This window comes from Paenibacillus sp. MAHUQ-63, assembly GCF_028765165.1.
Taxonomy (GTDB): Bacteria; Bacillota; Bacilli; order Paenibacillales; family NBRC-103111; genus Paenibacillus_E.
In genome coordinates, this window is record NZ_JARADB010000001.1 from 640,892 (window position 1) to 652,979 (window position 12,088).

Consider the following 12,088-nt stretch of genomic DNA (forward strand, 5'->3'; position numbering starts at 1 on the left):
ATGCTTGTCTTCACAACGACTGGGCGTACTCGCTATTTATTTAAGCAAATCCCGGCTTGAAGAGCTCTCTTACTTTCAACGCCTCAGTACAGAAGGAAGAAAACTGGGTGTGCAGGTCGAGGTGTTTACGCCGAGCGACGTCGAGGGCGACAACTCCGTGCGCACCTTAACGTATGATGCGGACCTTGGCAAATGGATACGACGCCGCACCTCCATGCCGCCGGTCATTTATGATCGCTGCCGCTACAAGGCTGCAGCCAATTATCAAATGCTCAAAGCGTTCCGGGCCCGCCATGCCAAGCTGATCTTCCTCAGCAGGCCGCTTGCCAACAAATGGTCCATGCATCAAATTCTTTCGGAGAATGAGGGCATTCGCCCCTACTTGCCCGCTACCGTGCGGTTCAGTTCCGTTCTGGAGCTGATGAAATTTTTGAAGAAGTATAGACTCGTGTATGTCAAACCGAAAAACGGTACGGGCGGAAGAGGCATACTCCGCATTGAGCAGCTCGGACCCGATCTGTATTTGCTGCAGGGGCGCAATCAACAAAGAACCATCATCGCTCCGTACCGTGCCAGTGAGAAACAGCTGCTTGTTAAGCTGCACGCCTTGAAACTGAGTCCGGACTATGTGGTTCAACAGGGGATACAGCTGACGTTAAAAGACGGACGCGTACACGATTACCGGCTGCTCATTCAGAAGAACGGCAGCGGTGAGTGGGAAGTGACCGGCTGTGCGGGAAGAATCGGTCCCCACCGCAGCATCACCTCGAACCTGCACGGAGGCGGCAGCGCGGTTTCGCAGGATAGACTATTGTCGTACCGCTTCCCTTCGGCTGAGCAAAAGGAAACGATCAAAAAGGAAATGAACAGCTTCGCTTACAAGCTGGCCGGTTATCTGGAGACGAAATTCGGCAAGCTGTGCGAGCTGGGGATGGATATAGCGGTTGATCCGCAGGGAGACGTTTGGCTTCTTGAAGTCAATCCCAAGCCCTCCCGGGAAGTGTTTCGCAAAATCGGCGAAAACGCCACGTACCGGAAGGCGGTTACAAGACCGATTGAGTATGCCGTTTGGATGCTGAAGCAAAGCAGACGGCAACCGCTGGAACCGCCGGAGGACGAGGAATCGAGCACAACGGATTAAACAGGTTTATTCGGAAGCGTCAGCGACTGACTGCAGGAAGCTTCCGAGCTACATATGGTGGAGATGCCCCATCGTTTGGACGAATATTTGTTCGATATGACTGTCGTCCAACGAATAAAACACGGTTTTGCCCTCTTTCCTCCGCTTCACAATATGCAAATCCCGCAGATAGCGCAGCTGGTGCGAAACCGCCGACTGCCCCATATCGAGAAGCGTGGACAAATCATGCACGCAAAGCTCCTTGCCCAGCAGGAAAAAAATGATTTTGACCCTTGTCGGATCACCCAGCGCTTTGAAGACCTCCGCAATACCCGCCGCCTGCTCTTCCGAAATGTGAGATGGCTCCCGGCGTGCGATCTGAGATCCTGTACAAGCTTCCTCGCATGTGTCCAGCCATACTTGATCCATTCGGCCCCCCTCCTTTTGCCCGCTACACCTTCAACTCGGAATGTGAATTGGTTGAATTCTCAATCTGAATCGTCGTATGGTTGATTTGAAAACGGTCTTCGATCCGGTGAATCGCCTCTTGCAGAATCGCCTGGCCATCGCGGTCGTCCGCTATCAGCAAGTGACAGCTGAGCGCATCAAGCCCCGACGTGATCGTCCAAATGTGCAGATCGTGTACATTGATGACGCCATCGATGCCTTCCAGCGCCGTTCGGACATCGCCTAAAGAAACGGCTTCCGGCGTTCCTTCCATCAGAATGTGTACGGTGGATTTCAGCACCGCCCATGCTCCCCGCAAAATAAGCAAAGCCACGATTACGCTGATAATCGGATCCGCTGCGTACCAACCGAATAAGAGCATGACGGCACCTGCGACGATTGCGCCTACGGAGCCGAGCGCATCGCCTAGAATGTGCAGATAAGCGCTGCGCAAATTCAGATTGCCGTGCACATCCCCTTTGCGCATCAACGACCAGGCGCTGAGCAGATTGGCGAGCAGCCCGATGCAGGCAATCAGCATCATCTTACCGCTGGCTACGGCTGGCGGCTCAAGGAACCGTTCAAACGCTTCCCAAATGATGAACCCTGCAATAAGAAACAACGTGACGGCATTAAAAAGCGCCGCTAAAATTTCGATGCGGTGAAAGCCGAACGATTTGCTGGCGGAGACGGGCTTGGCTGCGAACCACAGCGCGATGAGGCTGAGCAGCAGCGAACCGGCGTCGCTAAGCATGTGGCCCGAATCCGAGAGCAGCGCCAAGCTGTTCGTCCACAGCCCGCCGATGAACTCCACAACCATGATGCCTGTCGTTATGCCGAGGGCAATCAGCAGGCCCTGCTTGTTGCCCCCGTGGCCATGATGATGATGGCCATGATGGTGGCCATGATGCGCATGGCCGTGGTGCGAGTGCGCGCAGGAGCCGCCATGCGCATGGTCGTCGTGCGAGTGGGCGGCGGTGCTTCCGTGAGCGTGACCCTGGTGCGAGTGCGCAGCGGTAGGACCTTCGTGGGCGTGGTCCTGGTGCGAGTGCGTGCTGGGACCTTCGTGGCCGTGGTCCTGGTGCGAGTGCTCGCCGGTGCCTTCGTGCGCGTGATCCTGGTGCGACTGCTCGCCGGTGCCTTCGTGGGCGTGATCCTGGTGCGAGTGCGCGCCGGTGCCTTCGTGCGCGTGGTCCTGGTGCGAGTGCTCTGGCAGCTCCTTCGCTTGACCGTTTGGCTTCTCGCCTCCGTCTCCGCCTGACGCGCGTTTTTTATGAGAATGTGTGTCCTTTGGTGATGAGTGTAGATGCATAGCGTTCCCTCCCTGTTGCTCTGCCACTAGAATGGCGTGCCGCTCTTTTCTTTATACATGATGCAATAACATATGAGTACTTATTCATATATTAATGACTCGGACGTCCCTCTGTCAATAACGTTTTGCCTAAAATGAGAATATATGGGCGTGCTCACGGGCATTTCCTGAGTCAAGGGGAGAGTGACGGTAGACATAGCACGAAGGAGTATGGGGAGAGTGAGGAGAAAATGCACGAAGGAATCATTGGAAAAGTGACGAGAGAAAGCGCGAAGGAGTCTGGCGGGTTAGCGCTTTTCTCCCCGGAGAATTGCAGTGACTCATAAGGTGGTCGCAGCGGCTAGGCGGCACGAGGGGCAAGGGGGCGGTTGGTGGTGCGCGGTGTGCGGCGTGCGAGTTGCGGCGTGCGGTGTGCGGTGTGCGGTGTGCGGTGTGCGGCGTGCGGTGTGCGGCGTGCGGTGTTCCGCAGCCCCCGCCGCGCTAACGGACTGAGCAGCCCTTATTTCGGCAGATTGGGCTGCTCCAAAAATGTAACGGACACCAGCGCCGTTATTTGCTCATTTCGGGGGTGAATTCACCCCAAAATAGGCAAATAAGGTACCTGGTGTCCGTTACATTGAAAAAACGACGAATCTCACAACAATAGCGGCCGTGGTGTCCGTTAAACGGCTGGACCACCGGCTCCATCAGCTTCATCGGCGTTATCGTGCGAAGCCGCTACGTGCCTGTAGCTACCTTATTCGCACCTGCCTCGACAGCGTCTGGATCAAAAGTAATCGTAGCGCTGAATAATGACGTAGACAACGTGAAATCCCCCGTAATGCCGCCGCCGCTGCCGGAGTACGATTTGGCTGCACTGGTCGGGGCGATGACGAACGTGTCTCCGTTCACCAGGCTTCCCTCATTTCTGACAATGTTGAATATTCCTACAAAAGAAGGCATTCTGATCAGCACCCTTACTGTCATTTGTGCTACAGTGTATGCCCATTAAGCACAGTTTGCGACTACTGCCGGCACAAACAACGGCTAAACATGTTGCAGCAGCTCCGCAAAGCTGCGAATCCGAATGTGCGCGCCCTCCAGTTCACCGGCTTCGCGGAAGCCGGCATAGTCGCAAGCGGCAACCGTCAAGTTATTTTTCAATCCGGCCTCCACGTCGGAGGAACGGTCGCCTACCATCCAAGCGGAACGGATGCCGTGCGTATCCAGAGCGATTTTGACCAAATCGACTTTGGATCTCGTCCGGTATTTCCCCGCGCTGTACAAATCTTCAAATAGATGGCCGATTCCTTGAGCCTCTACGACGTGCTTCACATAATCCTCCAAGCCATTGCTCGCGACAAAAAGTCGAATCCCCTTATCATGCAGCGCTTGCAAAGTTTCGGCGACCCCTTCATAGAGAACCCCTTGACCTTGCTGGAGTCCCTCCATTTGAAACTTCAGCAGAAGCTCATCCGCCGCCCTGCGAGCCTCTAACGAGGCTTCCGGCATCACACGCTCCCAGATATGCTCCAGCAGCATGCCCAAAGCTCCCAGGATCCGCTCTTCCGGAGGTGTCTCCCCTTCGTAAAGCCCTTTCTCCCGGAGCACATCGAAGGTTGCATAATAAGCAGGCAGCAACAGCGTCTCCGTTTGAAATAACGTCCCATCCAAGTCAAAAAACATCGCATCAGGCCGGTTTCTTAAAGTACTCATCCTCTAGCTCCCTCTCCGTCAAAAAAATTGTCTACTTCTAGTCATGATCTTCATTAAGAATGGCAAACATACCCATGTAAGTCAATGTCCATATTTGGGAAAATGCCTGTTGCCGTAAGGATAAAATTCAGTTATGATTGAAATGAGAATAATTTAGTTAAAAAACGACTATTTTATGCAAAATTATTTCATAATTCTTGATTATTATTTCTTTTTATCATCTCGAGAGTGAGGAGCACACATATGAATCTTCATATTTTTCAAAATCAACAAGAGCTGAATGAGGCCGGAGCCGGGATTATTACCTCGCTTGTCCAAATGCAGCCAAAAGCCGTTCTCGGCTTAGCCACGGGAGGCACTCCTGTCGGTATATATGAAGAACTGGTCAAAGCCTACAAGAAAGGCCGGGTCAGCTTCAAGCAAGTGACGACGTTCAATCTGGACGAATACGTTGGTCTGCCGACCGATCATCCGGAGAGCTATCACGCTTACATGCAGCAGCATCTGTTCTCCCATATCGATCTGCCGGCGGCTTCCGCCCATATCCCGAACGGCAATGCGCCGGATTTGGAAGCGGAGTGCGCAAGATTCAATGCGCTTCTGGATGACGCGAAGCAGATCGATTTGCAAATCCTCGGCCTCGGCCACAACGGGCATATCGGCTTCAACGAGCCTGACGATTCGCTCGTCAGCGGCACCCATCCGGTTGAGCTGAAGCACGAAACCCGCGAAGCGAATGCCCGTTTCTTCAACTCCATCGATGAAGTGCCGACACATGCCCTGACGATGGGCGTAGGCACGATTCTCAAAGCCAAGACGATTCTGCTGGTCGTTCGCGGAGCTGACAAAGCCGAAATCGTGCATCGCGCGCTCACCGGTCCGATTACAACCGAAGTGCCGGCTACACTGCTGCAAACGCACCCTCACCTAGTCGTACTGCTGGACGCTGACGCCGGGAGGTTGTTCGAATGAGCGAAACGATCATTACCGGTGCCAAAATCGTAACGGAGCAAGGGATCATTGAACAAGGCGTCGTTCATATCAAAGACGGCGTCATCGCATCCGTCCAAGACAGCGCCGACTGGAACTCCGGTGCGGCCAGCCCGGAAGCCGTCACGTTGGATGCCCGCGGCAGCTGGCTTCTGCCGGGATTCATCGACGTTCATGTGCATGGCGGATACGGCGCGGATTTCATGGATGCGAGTTCCGAAGCGCTCGATACCATTACGCGTTTCCACGCGCAAAGCGGCACCACGGCCATGCTGGCGACGACGATGACCCAGACGCGCGAAGCGATCGATCGTGTGCTTGACGAAGTGAACGCCTACATGCGCAAGCCGATGCCCTACGCCCAGCTTCTAGGCGTACATATGGAAGGCCCCTTCATCTCGCCCAAGTGGGCAGGGGCGCAAGATCCGAACCTGATGCTGCCGCCGCAGCTATCCTGGCTGCAGAGCTGGGACGAGCGCTATCCGCAGCTCGTCAAACAGCTGACCCTCGCGCCGGAAGGCGAGGGCGCTCACGCCATGATCGCATGGCTGCGCGAGCATGGCATCGTAGCCGCATGCGGCCATACCGACGCCTCCTACGCCGACATCCAGTCGGCGGTTGACGCGGGGCTCTCGCATGCGGTGCACACCTTCAACGCGATGAAGCCGCTGCATCATCGCGAGCCGGGTACCGTCGGCGCCGTGCTCACCGACGACCGCATCAGCGGCGAGGTCATCGCCGATGGCATTCATGTGCATCCGGCAGCGATTCGCCTGCTGGTGAAGGCGAAGCAGCCGCATGGATTGCTGCTGATTACCGACGCCATGTCCGCGGCAGGACTTGGCGATGGCCAGTACGATCTCGGGGGGCAAGCCGTAACCGTTCAAGGGGGCGTTGCCCGCTTGACGGAAGGCGGCGCCCTCGCCGGCAGCACGCTGACGATGATCGAGGCGCTCCGTTATATGGTGCGCCACGTCGGGGTCAGCGTGGAAGAGGCGAGCCGGTTCGCGAGCGGCAACCCGGCGCGGCTGCTTGGACTCGAGGCGTCGCACGGCTCGATCGCGCAGGGCAAGCAGGCCGATCTGCTGTTGATCGGCCCGGAGCTGGAGCTCGAGCGCGTATGGATTCGAGGCCAAGCCCTAGGCGCATAAACATAGAGGCTGACCGCAAGCTTGAGAGCTTGCAGGTCAGCTTTTTTTGCGCATTTTTCACGGCGGTTCGGCAGGAGATCCCGCGCCTGTGTCGAAAATCCTCACAAAGAATCCTATGCCTGTGGCTCAAGAAAGGGTGAAACGCCTATGCTCTATTTGATCAAAATCGCCTATACGCTGCTGCTCCCTCCCGGGATTATCATCGTACTGCTCCTCTGCACCGCCTTGTGGCTGCAGCAAAAAAAAGAGTACCTAGGCACTCTTCTCGTGGGCTTATCCGCCATTCTCTTATGCGTGTCCGCGATGCCTTATTTCGGCAATGCCTTGCTTCATTCCATCGAGCGCCGCTATGTGATGCCGGATCAAGTGTCAGGCGACGTGCTGGTTGTGCTGACAGGCGGCGCCACCTTAGGCACGCCCGATCCCTTGACCAAAGGCGCCGGCTACTTGACGGGCAATACCGCCGCGCGCGTGCTGACCGCTGCGGAGCTGCACCGCACCACGAAGCTGCCGGTTCTCTTATCGGGCGGTCAAGTGTTTCCCGACTCCGGCAATGAATCGCAAATCGCCAAACGGCATCTGCTGGCGCTAGGCGTGCCTGAATCGTCTATTGTCATGGACGATACGAGCCGCAATACCGAAGAGAACGCGCAGCATACGGCCGCCATACTCGCAGAGCGAGGGTGGAAGCGACCCGTTCTCATAACGTCCGCCTTCCACATGGCCCGCTCCGTGAAGCAATTCCAGTCTTTGAAGGTGGACGTCCTTCCATACCCGACCGATTATATGTCGGAGCCGAATCAGCTGGCGCGGACCGGCAATTTCATTCCTTCCGCCAGCGGTCTCGCCCAAACGGCGACGGCATTGAAGGAATATATGGGACTGCTAGCCGCCGGAGGCTAGCCGGTCATCCTCCTCAGAAAAATTTCTTCGTCTCCCGATCCTCCTTCAAAATTTCCACAGCCTCCCTGAACCGAAGGGAATGTATGATTTCGCGCTCGCGGAGGAACTTCAGACCATCCTGAAGATCTACATCGTCGGTCAGGTCGATCAGCCACTGATAGGTGGCTCTCGCCTTCTCTTCGGCGGCAATATCCTCATAGAGATCGGCAAAAGGGTCTCCCTTCGCCTGTATGTAGGCTGCCGTCCAGGGCACGCCTGAGGCGTTCTGATAGAAGAGCGCCCGATCATGCGCCGCATAATGATCATCGAGACCCGCTGCTTTCAACTGCTCAACCGTGGCATCTTTTGTAAGTTTATATACCATTGTTGCAATCATTTCCAAATGAGCAAATTCCTCTGTGCCAATATCCGTAAGAAGCCCTATCACCTTGTCGGGAATCGAATAGCGCTGGTTCAAGTAGCGCAGCGCGGCGGCAAGCTCGCCATCCGCTCCGCCGTACTGCTCCAGCAGCAGCTTCGCCATCCGCGGATCGCATTTGCTGACTCTGACGGGATATTGAAGCTTTTTCTCATAAACCCACATACGCTCCCTCCTTCCTTATACCTGCCAAGGCCACGGCGTATCGATCCATTGCCAAGGATGCTTGCTGTAAGAATGGCCGAATGGCATCAACGGTCCGAATTCAAGTTCAAACTCCTGGCTCATCATTTTTCTCTTATGTGCAAATTGATTGTACTGTTGGATGGCCGCCACATCGTCTGGATGCGTATCCAGATAGAGCGTCAATTCCACCAAAACGAAATCGACCGCTTGCAGATCGTGCAGCTGCTTGTAATAAGATTCCGGCACTTGCGGTGGATTCATGTTCTAGGGCTCCCTTCTTCAACAATTTTGGATTCATAAGGACCGAAAAGAGCAGGCCATAGCGTCCCTTTTTTCAAGGCTTCATAAGGGCTGAACTGCGGCAAGCCGGGCGGCTGAAAATTCATATAAAGCTGCGGCGGCGTATTATACAATTTCACAAGAATCGGCGGACACGGGTCGAACGGTCCAATGTAAGGGAAATACTTTTTGAATTGTGGATGCATGCTTCTCCTCCTCCTTTTCCATGCTTCGACATCCAATTCATTAGAGGCCTATAAGCACGTATATGCGCATGAACTTGGCCAAAATCACTGATCTTCCAAGATTTCCATATGGTCATGGAAGGCTCGGAGCGTTTACAATAAGGACAAGTTCATTCATATTCATCCATGTGGTGCCTAATCTTACATAATCTAACATCATCTTAGGAGGAATCACATTGATCCGATCCAAACGCTTGCTCATTGCTGCTGTCGCCATTTCTGTAACCGTTTCCACGGGTAACTTCATTCCCGCACCTGCCGTGGCAGCCGCTACCGCTTACACGACTTTAGCACAAGGAATGTCTAGCTCCACCGTTTCCAATTTGCAGCAAAACTTGAAAACACTCGGCTTTTTCACGTACCCGACCGTTACCGGTTACTTCGGCACCATCACCGCTCAAGCTGTGAAAGATTATCAGAAAGCCTACTCTCTTCCGCAAACCGGCATCGCCGACGCGGCGACGCAAACCAGCATTGAACACTCTCTGAAGAAACGCGTGCTGCTGAACGATGCCATGAACTATTTGCACGTACCTTACTTATGGGGCGGAACGACACCGCAAGGTTTCGATTGCTCCGGCTTTATCTACTTCATGTTCCAGAAACACGGAATTCCAGCCGTTCGCACAACCTCCAAAGGGCTGTACGATTCCGGTACTTCCGTAAGCCAGGCCAATTTGCAGCCGGGAGATCTCGTCTTCTTCGCCATCGCGAATCCAGGTGTCGTGGACCATGTCGGTTTCTATATGGGCAATGGGCAATTCCTCTCCGCTACTCGTTCCGCAGGCATTTATCCGCAGAGCCTCACCAGCTCGTACTGGGGACCTAAGTATATAGGAGCCAAGCGCGTATATTAAAAAAAGTCCCTGCTTCATAGCCGCCTTCGGCAATGAGCAGGGACTTTTGCGGTTTTGTCGAGGCATGTGACACCGTCATTTAGTCCAAATGAATATTCAGCTTCAGCAGTCCGGCTCTGCGCATCGCCTGATAGATGATGACGACAAGCGGACCCAGGAACAACCCGGCTACGCCCAGCAGTTCGAAACCGACGTAGAGCGAGATCAAGGCGGCCAGTGAATTGATGCCTACCGCGTCGCTGAGCACCTTAGGCTCGACGATACGGCGGAAAATCGTTAAGGCGAGGAACAATACCAGCAAGCCGATCCCCATCCCCGTATGTCCCGTCAGGAACTGGTAGATGAGCCACGGAATGAAGACAAGCCCGGTGCCGATAACGGGAACGAATTCCATCACCATGACGAGCAAAGAGATCGCAAGCGGATATTCCGCTCTTAAGACGAGCAAGCCGATGAAGGTAACGAGATACGTCAAGATCGCCATGATCAATTGAGCCCGGATGAAGCCGAAGATGCCTTCCCGCAAATAGATAAGAACCGTTTCCATCTTCCTCCGGGTCTGTTCCTCGAAAATGGACAGAAACGCCAATTTGAGATTAGGCAGACTGAACATCACCAAGTATAAGGCGATCACATAGGCGATCAGAATGACGAATAAATTCGGAATTTTCCCGGCCATATTGAGGAAAAATCCGGAGATGCCGCTGAACACGTCCGTCAAAGCTCCCGTTAACGTTTCCGTGCTGCGCTCCAGCCAAGCTTGAAATTGCTCAGCCATTTCCGGCGACAAGGACTCGTAGAACACTTGGGTTTGGCTTACGGCGGAATCGACATATTTATTGACTTCGTCCATATAATTAGGCGCGTTCTTCCCTAGATCGATCACTTCGGTAACGACGTTAAACCCGATGAAATAAAACAAGGTCAACGTCAGCAGCGTAAATAGCGTAGAAACGATAGATGCGGCAATCAAACGCCTGACCCTGATCCCGCGCATGAGCAGAATAGTCAGAGGATCCAGGAATATCGCGGTCACCAAAGCGAGCAAGAAAGGTAACCCTATCGTAAACAGCCCATACAGGAGCAGCATGCCGAGCACCACTATGATTGTCGTCCTAGGCGACATAGGAATTCCTCCGCTTATTCATTTCCAGGTTGCACAGGGTTGATTTTGGTAATATGTATGCGAACGATACGCAATCGATCCACTTCGGACACTTCAAACAGATGATTGCCGAAGGTGATATTTTTTCCGTTGACAGGTGCCCCCTCCAGCTTCTTGAACAACCATCCGCCGATGGAATCCACATCCTCGTCCTCGATGTTCAAATCCAGTAAATCATTCAAATCTTCAATCAAAACACGGCCGTCCACGGACGTATATTTCTCTTTCACTTCCACGCCGGGACGTTCGTCAATATCGAACTCGTCATGCAGCTCGCCGACGATTTCCTCCATAATATCTTCTAGAGTCAGCAGCCCGGCCGTGCCTCCGTACTCATCGACCACGATGGCTAACTGGGAATGCTTCTTTTGCATAAGTTTCAGAACGCGGCTAACTTCCATCGACTCCGGCACGTTCAGAATCGGGCGGATGAAATTTTTCAGATCCTGTTCGACATCCGGGTCGGCGGTCAATAAGTCCGTAATATGGACGAAGCCGACAATTCGATCTTTATCCTCATCGGCGACCGGGTACCTCGTATGCTTGGTTTCATGCACCATGCGCAAATTCTCGATGAAGCTCAGCTCCATATACAAGCAATCCATATCGGTACGAGGCAGCATCACTTCGCGGGCAATCCGTTCCGAGAATTCAAAAATGTTATCGAACAAAACCATTTCGTCTTGGTCGATATGCCCGCTCTTGACGCTTTCATCCATCAAGATCCGGATCTCTTCCTCCGTATGGGCAGCCTCATGCTCGCTTGCCGGCTCTACGCCAATCCAGGACAGAAACTTCGTGGCTGCGCCATTCAACACCCAAATGATCGGACGGAACACCCTGTAGAAGAACAGCAGCGGTGCGGACAGCCACAATGAAGTGACTTCCGGCTTCTGAATCGCGAACGATTTGGGCGCTAGTTCCCCGAGCACGATATGCAGGAATGTAATAAAGCTGAAAGCCACAATGAAAGACGCAGCGTGCGCATACACCGAATCGCCCAAGCCCATCGCGTGGAAGAGCGGCTCCATGATCAGCTCGGAAACCGCAGGCTCCCCGACCCAGCCCAGGCCCAGAGAAGCCAGGGTGATCCCCAGCTGAGTTGCGGATAAGTACGTATCTAATTGCGACGTCACCTTGCTCGCATACTTGGCCTTGCCGCTCCCCTCGTTAACCAGCTGCTGGATACGGGAGTGCCGTACCTTCACAAGGGCGAACTCCGCGGCAACGAAGAAGCCATTCAGCATGACGAGAAGAATGACCAGTATTAGATTGAGTACGATAGGCCCGATTTCAAAGGAAGTATGTGGCAAGTGCGGA

General features: G+C 54.0%; 13 protein-coding genes and 1 pseudogene. 5 read left to right on the forward strand and 9 right to left on the reverse strand.

The genetic code is table 11. From position 1 onward, the window contains the following. The first annotated feature begins 4 nt into the window (after positions 1-4). Positions 5-1,141: a YheC/YheD family endospore coat-associated protein gene (locus tag PUT07_RS02685; RefSeq protein WP_274466213.1), complete on the forward strand. Its 1,137-nt coding sequence runs from the start codon at positions 5-7 to the stop codon at positions 1,139-1,141. Positions 1,142-1,189: 48 nt separating this feature from the next. Here PUT07_RS02685 and PUT07_RS02690 read toward each other — a convergent pair whose 3' ends face one another. From PUT07_RS02690 to PUT07_RS02705, 4 genes and pseudogenes are all read right to left on the reverse strand, one after another. Then, positions 1,190-1,549, reverse strand: coding sequence for an ArsR/SmtB family transcription factor (locus tag PUT07_RS02690; protein WP_274466214.1), 360 nt, complete (start codon positions 1,547-1,549; stop codon positions 1,190-1,192). Between the two features lie 22 nt (positions 1,550-1,571). After that, positions 1,572-2,498, reverse strand: a pseudogene (locus PUT07_RS02695) (cation diffusion facilitator family transporter); the annotation flags it as partial. Between the two features lie 1,098 nt (positions 2,499-3,596). Continuing rightward, positions 3,597-3,845 (reverse strand): spore germination protein, encoded by a 249-nt coding sequence (locus PUT07_RS02700; RefSeq protein WP_338000735.1) that lies wholly within the window; start codon positions 3,843-3,845, stop codon positions 3,597-3,599. Between the two features lie 60 nt (positions 3,846-3,905). Further along, a complete protein-coding gene (locus PUT07_RS02705; RefSeq protein ID WP_274466217.1) occupies positions 3,906-4,574 on the reverse strand; it encodes an HAD family hydrolase in 669 nt (222 codons plus the stop codon). A 243-nt stretch (positions 4,575-4,817) separates the two neighbouring features. Here PUT07_RS02705 and nagB point away from each other — a divergent pair, with 243 nt between their 5' ends. The 3 genes from nagB (at position 4,818) to PUT07_RS02720 (ending at position 7,618) form a co-directional block, all read left to right on the forward strand. Further along, positions 4,818-5,546 (forward strand): glucosamine-6-phosphate deaminase, encoded by a 729-nt coding sequence (nagB, locus tag PUT07_RS02710; protein ID WP_274466219.1) that lies wholly within the window; start codon positions 4,818-4,820, stop codon positions 5,544-5,546. Then, positions 5,543-6,715 carry an N-acetylglucosamine-6-phosphate deacetylase gene (nagA, locus tag PUT07_RS02715; RefSeq protein ID WP_274466221.1) on the forward strand — a complete coding sequence of 391 codons (1,173 nt, stop codon included), beginning with the start codon at positions 5,543-5,545 and terminating at the stop codon, positions 6,713-6,715. Before nagB ends, nagA begins: the two co-directional genes overlap by 4 nt. 147 nt (positions 6,716-6,862) lie before the next feature. Continuing rightward, a complete protein-coding gene (locus tag PUT07_RS02720; RefSeq protein ID WP_274466222.1) occupies positions 6,863-7,618 on the forward strand; it encodes a YdcF family protein in 756 nt (251 codons plus the stop codon). 13 nt (positions 7,619-7,631) lie between these two features. Here PUT07_RS02720 and PUT07_RS02725 read toward each other — a convergent pair whose 3' ends face one another. From PUT07_RS02725 to PUT07_RS02735, 3 genes are read right to left on the reverse strand one after another with little or no spacing between them, the layout of a single operon-like run. Continuing rightward, positions 7,632-8,201, reverse strand: a complete 570-nt coding sequence (locus PUT07_RS02725; RefSeq protein ID WP_274466223.1) for a manganese catalase family protein — start codon at positions 8,199-8,201, stop codon at positions 7,632-7,634. Between the two features lie 15 nt (positions 8,202-8,216). Beyond that, positions 8,217-8,483 (reverse strand): spore coat protein CotJB, encoded by a 267-nt coding sequence (locus PUT07_RS02730; RefSeq protein WP_274466225.1) that lies wholly within the window; start codon positions 8,481-8,483, stop codon positions 8,217-8,219. Next, positions 8,480-8,707, reverse strand: a complete 228-nt coding sequence (locus tag PUT07_RS02735) for a spore coat associated protein CotJA (protein ID WP_274466226.1) — start codon at positions 8,705-8,707, stop codon at positions 8,480-8,482. Before PUT07_RS02735 ends, PUT07_RS02730 begins: the two co-directional genes overlap by 4 nt. A gap of 215 nt (positions 8,708-8,922) precedes the next feature. Between PUT07_RS02735 and PUT07_RS02740 the strand changes: the two genes are divergently transcribed. After that, complete coding sequence (locus PUT07_RS02740; protein WP_274466227.1) at positions 8,923-9,603, forward strand: C40 family peptidase; 681 nt, start codon at positions 8,923-8,925, stop codon at positions 9,601-9,603. 79 nt (positions 9,604-9,682) lie between these two features. On the opposite strand, the gene ytvI is transcribed toward PUT07_RS02740, so the two are convergent. Then, on the reverse strand, positions 9,683-10,729 hold the full coding sequence (gene ytvI, locus PUT07_RS02745) for a sporulation integral membrane protein YtvI (RefSeq protein WP_274466228.1): 1,047 nt from the start codon (positions 10,727-10,729) through the stop codon (positions 9,683-9,685). A gap of 14 nt (positions 10,730-10,743) precedes the next feature. Continuing rightward, positions 10,744-12,081, reverse strand: a complete 1,338-nt coding sequence (locus tag PUT07_RS02750; RefSeq protein WP_274466229.1) for a hemolysin family protein — start codon at positions 12,079-12,081, stop codon at positions 10,744-10,746. Positions 12,082-12,088: the final 7 nt, after the last annotated feature.